Here is an 11756-nt window from a genome sequence, read left to right on the forward strand (position 1 = left end):
AACCAAAGGGCGAAGTGTACCGCTATTCGCCCCGCTATAAAACGGCTGGATTACCGCATCACGATAAGGTGGTCAGAACCGGCAGGCAGCCCGTCAGGCTTCACGTTCTCCAGGCGCAGAACGTTGCCCATAATTTCGCTGAAGACCGGTGCGGAAACTGCCCCGCCATAGTAGGCCCCGTTTTGAGGATCGTTAATCACCACCACCAGGGCAAAACGCGGGTCGCTGGCAGGCGCAACCCCCGCGGTATAGGCGACGTATTTATCGACATATTTGCCGCTATCATCAATTTTCTTCGCCGTCCCGGTTTTCACCGCCACGCGATAGTCGCGAACGGCGGCCTTAACGCCCCCGCCGCCGGGCAGCGCAACGCTCTCCATCATGTGCTCCACCTCGTGCGCGATCTCTTCCGGCATGACGCGGTGTCCGATAACGGGGGGATCGATGCGGGTGATGGAGAGTGGACGCTCAAGACCGAAGCCGCCAATCGTCGCGTAGACGTGGGCCAGCTGGAGCGGCGTGACCATAAGGCCGTAGCCAAAGGCAAAGGTCGCGCGGTCGAGCTGGCTCCAGTATTTACGCTGTGGCAGCAGCCCCGCGCTCTCACCCGTTAGGCCAAGCCCCGTGTTGGTACCAAAACCAAAGTTTCGATAGGTATCAATCAGATGCTGTACAGGCATCGCCAGCGAGAGTCGGGATACGCCGGTGTCGCTCGATTTTTGCAGGATCCCGGTCATGGTCAGCTCGGGATAATAACCCACGTCGCGGATACGATGCCCGTCAAGGGTATACGGGTGGGTATCAATAACGCTGTCCGGCTGGACCAGCCCCTGCTGCAGGGCCGTCATCAGCACCAGCGGCTTGACGGTCGAACCGGGCTCGAACGTATCGCTGATTGCGCGGTTGCGAAAATCGTTTATCGTCGCGCCTTCCCGGTTATTGGGGTTGAAATCAGGATAGCTCGCCATGGCGAGTATTTCCCCGGTGGGGATGTTGATTAACACGGAGGCCCCTGACTCGGCCTTATTCCAGGCGACGGCATTATCCAGCGCGTCTTCGGTAATGGTTTGCAGCCGCTCGTCAATGCTCAACTGGATGTTATGCGCCGGCGTGGGCGCCACTTCCGTCAGGTTTTCAACCACGCGCCCGTAGCGATCCTCCCTTACCTGTCGGATACCCACTTTACCCGTTAGCTGCGTATTGAAGCTTTTTTCCACCCCTTCAATGCCCTGTCCGTCAATATTGGTGAAGCCAATCAGATTTGCCGCCACGTGGCCTGCCGGGTAAAAACGGCGGGATTCATCGCGTAAATTAATGCCGGGCAAATTAAGTTTATCAATCCACTTTGCCTGTGCTGGATCGACCTGACGCGCCAGGTAGATGAAGCGGCCCTGGGGATTAGCGTTAATTCGCGAAGCAAGCGTGTTCAGTGAAAGATGCAGCGCATTTGCCAGCGCCTGCCAGCGTTCATCAAAACCGACGCCCCCTTTCGCCCGCACGGTTTTAGGATCGGCCCAAACGGCCCGGACAGGCACGCTGACCGCCAGCGGGCGGCCTTCGCGATCCATAATCATCCCACGCGGCGCATCAATCGCCAGCTGACGGAGGGATCGCATATCTTCCTGCTTCACCAGATTGTCGGGTTTAATGATTTGTAGCCAGGCAACGCGGCCAAGTAAGAAGGCCAGACTGCAGAAAATAGCGAAACAGAGCAGCGCAAAACGCGCCGGCGTGAAATTGCCAGCGGTTATTATCAATTTCTTCTTCACCTGAACCCCGGGACTGTTAAACAACGCCATGATTTAACGAGAAAAGATGCGCTTTGGGAGGCGAAACTGTGCAACTAACCTCGCAGCTTTGCAACAAGTTGCTAACAAGGCCGGAGATTGCAATATTCTGAAAGAAAGGGAATAAAAAAGCCCCGCATGATGCGAGGCTTTATGTCTGAGATTGAAGCGCTATGCGCCCCAGTCAGCAGCGGTTCGATCAGATAGCAGTTACGTTAACTGCAGCTGGGCCTTTCTGGCCGTCCTGAATTTCGAACTCAACGTTCTGGCCTTCAGCCAGAGTTTTGAAGCCGTTACCCTGGATTGCAGAGAAGTGTACGAACACGTCTTTGCTGCCGTCAGCAGGAGTAATGAAACCAAAACCTTTAGACTCGTTGAACCACTTAACTTGACCTTTAATCTTTGCCATTTTGCAAAATTCCTTAGAGTGTTTTCTTAGCCCGCAGGCATTAACTGAGATAAAACTGAGACATTACTGCATGAGGCACTAATATAAGGTTCGGCAGAGAAGCGGTATTCAACGACAACGTGTTTACTCAGGACTTCTTTACTGAAAATGCCACACATAAACAGAACTGTACCTCGTTTGACCCAAAACGTGTTATCACACACTATGTTTAATATGGCAAGCCATTTTTAAACATGTCTCGATCCGCCGCACAAATTCGAACACTGTCTGTAAGGATTTGCACAATTATGCGCTTCACAAACAGACGGCTTTACTCCCTTACACAGACTCAACGCTGCTTGCGCAACCGCTGTAATCTAAGACTTTTTTAACATAGCTCAATCATTACAATGCGTCCAGCAGACGGGAAAAGAAATCTTCGGCGTTGATTGAGTTAGAACAAATTGTGAAAACTTATGCTTAAATCATTGTAACGTGACCGTATTGTTTCAGGCAAAAACGATGTTAATAAACCACGACCCGCTGTATTAAAATGCACCAGATAATAAACAGGATTATGCACCAAAATAATGAAATTTTTATGACTCTGCATCAAAACAAGGCAAGCAAAACGTTTCGATAAAAATAAAACATTCCTGACAACGAATACATACACAATATATGCAACAATGCATCGCTTCGTTTATAAGGGTAAATATTCGCCAATTTTCAGTATCCTGAAAGGATTATTAACTGACGCTACATTATCCAGCGCGTCAGTTAATTCTTTTATCGGGTCATCCAGCGCTTCATCTGCCAGTTCAAACACGCCCCAGTGAACAGGGAACGCCAGAGGGCAACCTAGCTGCTGCCACAGCGCAACGGCAGACTGGGGATCCATATGGTGTACGGCCATAAACCATCGCGGGGCATAGGCACCAACGGGCAATGCTGCCACATCAATCTGCCCCAGACGTTCCGGTATCAACAGCAGCTCAGGCGAATAGCCGGTATCGCCGCTAAACCAGAACCGGTGATGTCGCCCTTCAAAGACCCAGCCGCACCATAATGAGCGATTGCGGTTCCAGAGCGTGCGCATACTCCAGTGCTGCGCCGGTACGGCTGACAATGTCATCCCCTGCCAGGTAAAACTCTGCCACCAGTCGAGCTCAACCACCTGTTTTGCACCCCGGCGACGAAACCAGCCGCCCAGACCTAAAGGAACAAATATACTAACGTCGGGAAAGCGTTTGAGAATGTGGCGAATGGTGAGTTCATCAAGATGATCGTAATGATTATGCGAGATGACGACTGCGTCAAGTTGGTGCAGTTGATCGACAGACAGTGCCGGAGGCGTTTTACGCTGCGGCCCTAAGAAAGGGAGCGGAGAAGCGCGCCGTGAAAAAACGGGATCGGTAAGAAGGATATTGCCGTCCAGCTGCAGCAGTATGCTCGCATGTCCGAGCCACCACGCCCCATCCCCCTGTGGTTGCTGAAGATTGGCCGGTTGCCACCACTGCCGGATAAAGTCATCGTAACCGAGGGCGGGCGGCTTCGGCAGGCCGGCTTCTTTACGTTCTTTGCGCCAGCGGTCAAGGTCGCCGGGCTGGTGTCCTGCAGAAGTCGTATTACGAAAACCGTTTGGGGTGTGATGTTTCAGGGAGGGGTCATACCAGGGATTTTTCCAGACCACAGCCACCTCCCGGAATGATACGATTAGCGCTCAGCAACCAGGCGGATAAAATCGTCTTGGTCGTTGTTCTCTTCAGCGACCGCCTCTTTTGGCACGTCTTTCTCTTCCGGCTCGTTAGCCTCGCACAGACGACGCAACAGCGCATTCTGTCGCTTTTGCTGCTCAAGCAGCGCTTCCAGCAGTTCGATCTGCTCATTAGTACGTGAACTGGCACGGTTTACGAAAAACCAAATGACCAGCCCCACCAGCAGAACAACCAAAGAGATCGTCAGGGATGCCATATTTAGCAGCCCTGAATTCAGTAACTCACCCATTTCACCACCTCAATAAAAGCGTCTATTTTACCACTGGCGCGAAGGAAGGAAATCACCTGAAGAAAAAATGCGTGCTACCACGGAATAAACTTATTGATTGCGCAAACGCCGCTAAAAAACTGTACATCCTGATCGCACATCACGTTGATAGTCTGCGTCCATAACACCACGCACGCTATCAGCACGATAATCAGAATCACCCAGCGTATTTTTTTCACTCCACACTCCGTTTAAAGACCTGATGCAACCAGGTTATCACGGTTATCTTAAACAAGGACTAACTGTAGCGCCATCAGGCTCTTTTCAGAATCCTGCACTTGTTTCATTACGTAAACCGTTTAGTCTGGCATTATGATAACAATGAAAAAGAGGTAATAATGCGCTTAATTATTCGAACAATTGTTGCACTGGCGATACTCTGGATAGGCCTTCTGTTAACGGGTTATGGCGTGCTGGTGGGAAGCACCGAAAATGCAGCAGGGCTGGGCATACAATGTAAATATTTAACAGCACAGGGAGTCAGCACCGCGCAGTATCTCCATTCGGACAGCGGGATCGTTGGTTTAACCAACTGCCCGGTACTGCGTAAGACTTCCGTCGTGATTGATAATGGCTGATCCACAGCGTGAATGCCGAATAAAAAAACGCCGCAAAGATGCGGCGTTTTTTATGCTAACCAGGCTTAAAACGGATAGTCGTGGTAACCCATCTGTTCTGAAATCTTGCGCGCGGCGGTATGCAGAATAGCCACATACTCGTGCAGGCGCTCTTCCGAGAAGCGCAGCGTTGGGAAAGAGATGCTCAACCCCGCAATCACGACGCCAAAGCGGTCAAACACCGGAACGCCAATACAGCGCAGCCCTTCTTCCTGCTCTTCGTTATCCTCGCCATACCCTTGTTCACGCACCTTGTCGAGCACCGTTAATAACTCTTCGGTGCTGGTTATGGTGCGTTCAGTACTGCGTTTGTACTCCACGCCATCGAGGATCTGTTTTACCTCTTCACGATCGCGCCACGCCAGCAGAACCTTACCAATTGCTGTGCTATAAAGCGGGTTGCGACGACCAATGCGCGAATACATACGCAGGTTATACATGGAGTCGATTTTATGGATGTAAACAATACTGTCTTCATCCAGCGCACCCAGGTGGATAGTCTCTTTGGTCAGGCGGGAAATCTCACGCATCTGAATATCCGCGCTACGGATCAGATCCACGTTTTGTAATGCCCTGGCACCCAGTTCAAACAGTTTCAGCGTCAGAGAGTATTTTTCAGACTCCCCTTCCTGTGCAACGTAACCCAGTGATTTCATGGTTTGCAAAAAGCGATAAACGGTGCTTTTCGACATCATCACGCGCTGTGACAACTCTGTGATACCAATTTCACGCTCTTCCCCGAGCGCCTGTAAGATGCCAAACACCTTCAGCACGGAAGAAACAGAATCTGGCTGTTTATCCAAATCCGCAATTGCCATTTACCACCTCATAGAGAGTGTTTTATAAAAATCAGAACCGGTTTTTATTATAAATTCCCGTCATGTTACCTGCAATCAATCCGCGTTTACTTCGTTACAAATCTGCGACATAAAACGGTGTTGACGATGCTAAAATAGTTACCCTGAGAATAATTTCACTCTGAGCTATTTACCCCCGATGGAAAAGAACCTTTCCGATGGCCTGCCTTTGCCCCAGCGGTATGGCGCTATCGCTACGATAATTATTGGTATCTCAATGGCCGTCCTTGACGGCGCGATTGCGAACGTTGCCCTTCCCACCATTGCCACCGATCTGCATGCTTCCCCGGCCAGTTCGATATGGATTGTTAACGCCTATCAGATTGCGATTGTGGTTTCCCTGCTCTCCTTCTCTTTTCTGGGCGATATGTTCGGCTACCGTCGGGTATATCAGTGCGGGCTGGTGGTGTTTACTTTCACATCACTGCTGTGCGCCCTTTCGGACTCTCTGCATACGCTGACGCTGGCGCGCATCGCGCAAGGTTTTGGCGGCGCGGCGCTGATGAGCGTCAATACGGCGCTAATCCGCCTAATCTATCCGCAGCGTCATCTGGGGCGCGGCATGGGGATAAACTCGTTTATTGTCGCGGTCTCATCTGCCGCCGGGCCAACCATTGCGGCCGCCATACTTTCTGTCGCCTCCTGGCAATGGCTGTTCGCCATAAACGTGCCGCTGGGTATCGTGGCCATCTTCTTTGCCCTGCGTTATCTCCCCGCTAACGGCCCGAAAAGCACCATGCCGCGCTTTGACGTGGCAAGTGCAGTGATGAATGCGCTCACCTTTGGTCTGCTGATTACCGCCCTGAGCGGCTTTGCGCAGGGTCAATCTCTTCTGCTTACCGCCGCGGAGCTTGTTGCCCTGCTGGTGACGGGCTTCTTCTTTGTTCGCCGCCAGCTTGCCCTGCCGGTACCTTTACTGCCGGTCGATCTGCTGCGTATCCCCCTCTTTTCGCTCTCCATCTGCACCTCCGTCTGCTCGTTCTGCGCCCAGATGCTGGCTCTGGTTTCTCTGCCCTTCTTCCTGCAAAGCGTGATAGGACGTTCCGAAGTGGAGACCGGGCTGCTGTTAACCCCCTGGCCGCTGGCAACGATGGTGATGGCACCGCTTGCCGGTTATTTAATAGAACGTGTACATGCCGGTTTGTTGGGTGCGGTGGGGCTGGCAGTGATGGCCACCGGTCTTTTTGCGCTGGCGCTGCTTCCGTCATCGCCAGGTGATCTGGACATTATCTGGCGCATGGTTCTGTGCGGTGCCGGGTTTGGCCTGTTCCAGTCCCCCAACAACCACACCATTATTACCGCGGCGCCGCGACATCGCAGCGGAGGTGCCAGCGGCATGCTGGGGACCGCGCGTCTGCTGGGACAAAGCACCGGTGCGGCACTGGTTGCCCTGATGTTTAACCTTGCCGGGCAAAACGGTAATCACGTTGCGCTTCTCACCGCAGGCGCCCTTGCCACCCTGGCAGCCATCGTCAGCGGTCTGCGCGTGACCCAACCCGGCATTCAGGCATAAAAAAAGCCGGGCGGAGTCTTCTCCTGCCCGGCTTATTTACGCTCTTAGCGTTACTTCAGGTATTCCCCACTGCGCAGCGCTTCAATACGTTTATCCAGCGGCGGGTGAGACATAAACAGCTCGCTCAGCGACTTTGATTTGCCGTTGATGCAGAAGGCCATCATGCTGTTCGCTTCCTGCGGCTCGTAGCTGGTTTTCAGACGCTGCAGGGCTGCAATCATCTTCTCACGCCCCACCAGCTTCGCAGAGCCAGCATCCGCATGGAACTCACGGTGACGAGAGAACCACATGGTGATAATGCTCGCCAGGATACCGAACACCAGTTCCAGCACCATGGATACGGCGAAGTAGATCAGCGGGTTACCGTTGCTCTCCTCACCTTCATCGCGGTTGCCGCCCATGAAGCCAGCCGCAATCTGCGCCAGGATACGGGAGATAAAGATAACGAAGGTGTTCACCACGCCCTGAATCAGCGTCATGGTTACCATGTCACCGTTGGCAATATGGCTGATTTCATGCGCGATAACCGCTTCGGCTTCGTCACGGCTCATGTTCTGCAACAATCCGGTGCTCACGGCAACCAGTGACGCATCACGACGGGCACCCGTGGCAAACGCGTTAATATCCGGGGCATGGTAAATAGCAACCTGCGGCATCGCAATGCCTGCCTGCTTAGACTGCTGTGCCACCGTATTCATCAGCCACTGTTCCATATCGTTACGCGGCTGTTCAATCACCTCACCGCCTACGGATTTCAGCGCCATCCATTTTGACATCAGCAGGGAAATGAAAGAGCCACCAAAACCAAACAGCAGCGCCATAATCAACAGACCCTGAACGCTGCTCGACTGAATTCCTGTCAGGCTTAGCACGAGCCCGAAAACCACCATCACCGCCAGGTTGGTGAGCAGGAAGAGCGCGATTCGCATCATAATTTTCTTTTAACCTCAGTTTAACAAAACGCACTATGCGATTACCCACATCGTATGGGTATTACGGCTATTTTCAAGCATCCGGTAGGCGTAAGTCACCAGAAAGACACAACTTTACACAATTGGAAATCAGCCTGACGGAAGGATGCAGAACAAAAAGAAACAGGCACAATTTCTTGTGCCTGTTGGGAGATTATTTTGCCGGAGCGGGCTGTACGGCAGGCTTCTCTTTTTCCAGATTCGCCAGGTCGAGCGCGATATGCACCGTCTCGTCCAGGTACGGATCCGGCTCCTGGTAATCTTTTGGCAGATCGTCCAGTTTTTTGAGCAGAGGTTTACCTTCTCGCTTGAAGCGATCGTTGATACGCGCCAGACGCGTTGCATCGTCCTCGTTGTTCTCTTTTTCACGCTGAGCGTAGTTCAGAGAAACAATATTCCGCTTATCTTTCAGGGCATTGAAACGCGCAATGTCCTTCATGATGTACTGGAATTCCGGATCTTTCGCGATGCGGTCATTATGCGCTTTCAGCAGCTCAGGACCAAACTGCGTCATATCACCGGCTTTAACGAACGTCGCAGCGTTGATGCTGTCCCACGGCAACGCGTTATCTTCAAACTTCTCGCCGGTTTCGGTCTCTTCCGTGCCGGTCGGCATCATGATATCCGGCGTTACGCCTTTACGCTGCGTACTGCCGCCGTTAACGCGGTAGAACTTCTGAATGGTGTACTGAACGGAGCCCAGCGCAGGCCATTCCGGACGCAGCATCTGATCGTAAATACGGTTCAGCGAGCGATACTGCTGAACGGTACCTTTACCGAAGGTGGGTTCACCCACGATCAGCGCGCGGCCATAGTCCTGCATTGCAGCGGCAAAGATTTCAGATGCGGACGCGCTGAAGCGGTCAACCAGGACCACCAGCGGGCCTTTGTAATAGACCACACCGTCGTTATCGGCATCTTCACGAACTTTACCGTTGTTATCACGCACCTGTACCACCGGGCCAGACGGGATAAACAGGCCAGAGAGCGACACCGCTTCAGTCAGCGCACCGCCACCGTTCGTACGCAGGTCGATGATAACGCTGCTCACGTTCTGCTTCTCAAGTTTCTGCAGCTGAACTTTTACATCGTCGGTCAGCCCCACGTAGAAGCCAGGAATATCCAGGACCCCCACCTTCTCTTTACCCACGGTTTTCACCGACATTTTCACCGCGCGGTCTTCCAGACGGATCCGCTCACGGGTCAGGGTCACGATACGAGTTTTGGTGCCTTTACCGACCGGCAGAATTTCGAGGCGAACTTTGCTCCCTTTCGGACCTTTGATCAGCGCAACCACATCGTCCAGACGCCAGCCAATAACGTCAACCATGCTCTGACCGGTTTGTCCTACGCCCACAATGCGATCGCCTACGCTAATCGCTTTGCTTTTGGATGCCGGGCCGCCTGCAACCATGGAGTTGATCACCGTGTAGTCATCGTCCATCTGCAGCACCGCGCCAATACCTTCCAGAGACAGGCTCATCTCGGTATTGAACTGTTCGGTGTTGCGTGGAGAAAGATAGTTGGTGTGCGGATCGATTTCGTGCGCAAAGGCGGTCATCGCCAGTGAGAAAACATCCTCACTGTTGGTCTGCGCCAGACGACGAATGGCAAATTTGTAACGACGCGTCAGCGTGTCGCGGATCTCTTTCTCATCTTTACCGGTCAGCTTGAGGCTCAGTTCGTCGTATTTGACCTTGCCATCCCACAGCGCGTTCAGCTCGGCTTCGTCTTTCGGCCAGGGCGCTTTGCTGCGATCGAGATTAAAGGTGTCGTTGCCGGTGAAGTCCATCGGACGTTCCAGCACTTTCAGCGCGTACTGATAGCGCTCAAAGCGGCGCTTTTGCGACAGGTTGTAGAGATCGTAGAACAGATCCAGCTTGCCTGACCGCAACTCATCACCCACCTCGGATTTGCGCTTAGCGAACTGCTCGACATCGCTGGCGAGCAAAACGTTATGGCTGTAATCCAGCAAGTTCAGATAGCGGTCAAAGATTTTGGCCGAAAAGGCCTGATCGAGATCGAACTGACGATAGTGCGAGCGGGTAAAGCGAGAGGTTACACGCTCGCTTACCGTCGCGTGCTGCGTCTCTTCCTTGAGTACCGGAATTTGATCAACACGTGTGATATCGTCCACTGCGAAAGCATGGCCTGTTATGGCAAACAGGCCCGCCAGCGCGGTGAGCTTAAAAAAAGTGTTCATGCCAGGCTTGGCCTCCGTTTCAGAACAACAAGTGTTCTGCGCGTACAATCATTGACATACCAGAAGTCAGCTGTACACGAACGCCATCTTTGGTGATTTCCAGTACGGTGGCGTCCATAGCGTTGTTGCCCGCTTTTACCTTCAGAGCCTGACCCACGCTCAGGGCGTTAATGTCAGAAACCGGAGTATGACGCGGCTCTTCACGAGGCGCGCGAGGGGCTTTCGCTGCTGGTTTGTCTGCACGCGGTTTGCGATCGTTATTGTCGTGACGACGCGGCGCTGGGCGTGGTTTACGCTCACGACGAGGCGCTTCTTCCTGGCCGTTTGCCGCTGCGGCTTCGCGTTTTTTCGCTTGCTGTTCTGCACGTTGTGCCTGAACGCGTGCTTTGGCTTCTTCCAGCTGCTTGCGCGCGTGCTCAACATGCTGCTCGTCCAGCTCACCGCAAGGGTTGCCGTCGAGATCCACGCGGGTTGCGCCCGGTTTGATACCGTACAGGTAACGCCAGCTCGAAGTATAAAGACGTAAGGCAGAACGCAGCTGAGTTTTGCTGAGGTTCATTTCCCCTTCAACACGCGCCACCAGATCCTGAAAAATACCGACTTTCAGGGGACGAGCTTCACCTTCCGCGCTGAAGCACTGCGGGAAACGCTCGGCCAGAAATGCGATAACTTCTTTACTGCTATTCAACTTAGGTTGATTTTCCATGAAATTTCCTGATTACAACGGACGTTGCCAACAAGCGCAGGCATGAACAGGCGTCATTATAATGACGCTATCAGTAAATGCTACGTTATCCGTTGATTATCCTGCGACGCTCGCAAAGAATTTTTGATAATCGGTTGCAGCGAGGACGTTTTCCAGATTCGCTGCCAACTCGCGCAGCCCCTGTTCGTCCTCGCTTGTAAAGCGACTGAAGACCGTACTGTCGATATCCAGAACGCCAATAATCTGATTTTTTACCACCAGCGGCAGAACGATTTCTGAATTGCTGGCAGCATCACAGGCAATATGCCCGTCAAACGCATGCACGTCTTCCACGCGCTGAACCTGATTCTCGGCCACCGCGGTACCGCATACGCCGCGCCCTACCGGAATGCGCACGCAGGCCAGTTTGCCCTGAAACGGGCCCAGCACCAGCGTTTCACCTTCCAGGAGATAAAAGCCAGCCCAGTTCACATCGGATAGCCGTTCGAACAGCAATGCGCTAGTATTTGCCAGAGTGGCTAAGAAGCTGGTTTCACCTGCCATCAATGCCTTAAAATCGCGGTTCAGATCCGCGTAGAATTCTGTTTTGTTCATTATTCAATCACTTAGTTGTCTTACAAAATTACCGCATAGCCTATTAAAATAAGCAATAAATGCGCTCATGCTCA

General features: G+C 52.7%; 12 protein-coding genes and 1 pseudogene. 2 read left to right on the forward strand and 11 right to left on the reverse strand.

Features of this window, described 5'->3' with window-relative positions; all coding sequences use genetic code 11:
- Positions 1–50 precede the first annotated feature (50 nt).
- The 6 genes and pseudogenes from ftsI to mgrB all read right to left on the reverse strand — a co-directional run bounded on the left by ftsI (position 51) and on the right by mgrB (position 4400).
- A complete protein-coding gene (gene ftsI, locus ACR42C_RS13680) occupies positions 51–1769 on the reverse strand; it encodes a peptidoglycan glycosyltransferase FtsI (RefSeq protein WP_479984226.1) in 1719 nt (572 codons plus the stop codon).
- A 217-nt stretch (positions 1770–1986) separates the two neighbouring features.
- The gene (cspE, locus tag ACR42C_RS13685; protein ID WP_001062678.1) at positions 1987–2196 is read right to left on the reverse strand and encodes a transcription antiterminator/RNA stability regulator CspE; all 210 of its coding nucleotides are present in this window, start codon (positions 2194–2196) and stop codon (positions 1987–1989) included.
- A 13-nt stretch (positions 2197–2209) separates the two neighbouring features.
- A pseudogene (locus ACR42C_RS13690) lies at positions 2210–2354 on the reverse strand (DUF2627 domain-containing protein).
- Positions 2355–2878: 524 nt separating this feature from the next.
- Positions 2879–3868 carry an MBL fold metallo-hydrolase gene (locus ACR42C_RS13695; protein WP_320720311.1) on the reverse strand — a complete coding sequence of 330 codons (990 nt, stop codon included), beginning with the start codon at positions 3866–3868 and terminating at the stop codon, positions 2879–2881.
- Positions 3869–3891: 23 nt separating this feature from the next.
- Positions 3892–4182, reverse strand: coding sequence for a YebO family protein (locus ACR42C_RS13700; protein WP_163329882.1), 291 nt, complete (start codon positions 4180–4182; stop codon positions 3892–3894).
- A 74-nt stretch (positions 4183–4256) separates the two neighbouring features.
- Positions 4257–4400: a PhoP/PhoQ regulatory lipoprotein MgrB gene (gene mgrB, locus ACR42C_RS13705; protein WP_006175995.1), complete on the reverse strand. Its 144-nt coding sequence runs from the start codon at positions 4398–4400 to the stop codon at positions 4257–4259.
- 159 nt (positions 4401–4559) lie between these two features.
- Here mgrB and ACR42C_RS13710 point away from each other — a divergent pair, with 159 nt between their 5' ends.
- On the forward strand, positions 4560–4799 hold the full coding sequence (locus tag ACR42C_RS13710; protein ID WP_163329881.1) for a YobH family protein: 240 nt from the start codon (positions 4560–4562) through the stop codon (positions 4797–4799).
- A 65-nt stretch (positions 4800–4864) separates the two neighbouring features.
- On the opposite strand, the gene kdgR is transcribed toward ACR42C_RS13710, so the two are convergent.
- Positions 4865–5656: a DNA-binding transcriptional regulator KdgR gene (gene kdgR / locus ACR42C_RS13715; protein ID WP_116339246.1), complete on the reverse strand. Its 792-nt coding sequence runs from the start codon at positions 5654–5656 to the stop codon at positions 4865–4867.
- Between the two features lie 178 nt (positions 5657–5834).
- Here kdgR and ACR42C_RS13720 point away from each other — a divergent pair, with 178 nt between their 5' ends.
- Positions 5835–7208, forward strand: a complete 1374-nt coding sequence (locus ACR42C_RS13720) for an MFS transporter (RefSeq protein ID WP_479984227.1) — start codon at positions 5835–5837, stop codon at positions 7206–7208.
- 50 nt (positions 7209–7258) lie between these two features.
- On the opposite strand, the gene htpX is transcribed toward ACR42C_RS13720, so the two are convergent.
- The 4 genes from htpX to ACR42C_RS13740 form a co-directional block, all read right to left on the reverse strand.
- Positions 7259–8140 (reverse strand): protease HtpX, encoded by an 882-nt coding sequence (gene htpX, locus ACR42C_RS13725; RefSeq protein ID WP_010432647.1) that lies wholly within the window; start codon positions 8138–8140, stop codon positions 7259–7261.
- A gap of 193 nt (positions 8141–8333) precedes the next feature.
- Positions 8334–10382 (reverse strand): carboxy terminal-processing peptidase, encoded by a 2049-nt coding sequence (prc, locus tag ACR42C_RS13730; RefSeq protein ID WP_479984228.1) that lies wholly within the window; start codon positions 10380–10382, stop codon positions 8334–8336.
- 19 nt (positions 10383–10401) lie between these two features.
- Positions 10402–11088 (reverse strand): RNA chaperone ProQ, encoded by a 687-nt coding sequence (gene proQ / locus ACR42C_RS13735; protein WP_014884292.1) that lies wholly within the window; start codon positions 11086–11088, stop codon positions 10402–10404.
- Between the two features lie 96 nt (positions 11089–11184).
- Positions 11185–11682, reverse strand: coding sequence for a GAF domain-containing protein (locus tag ACR42C_RS13740; protein ID WP_116339238.1), 498 nt, complete (start codon positions 11680–11682; stop codon positions 11185–11187).
- Positions 11683–11756: the final 74 nt, after the last annotated feature.

The organism is Enterobacter sp. MG-EB028 (assembly GCF_056673305.1).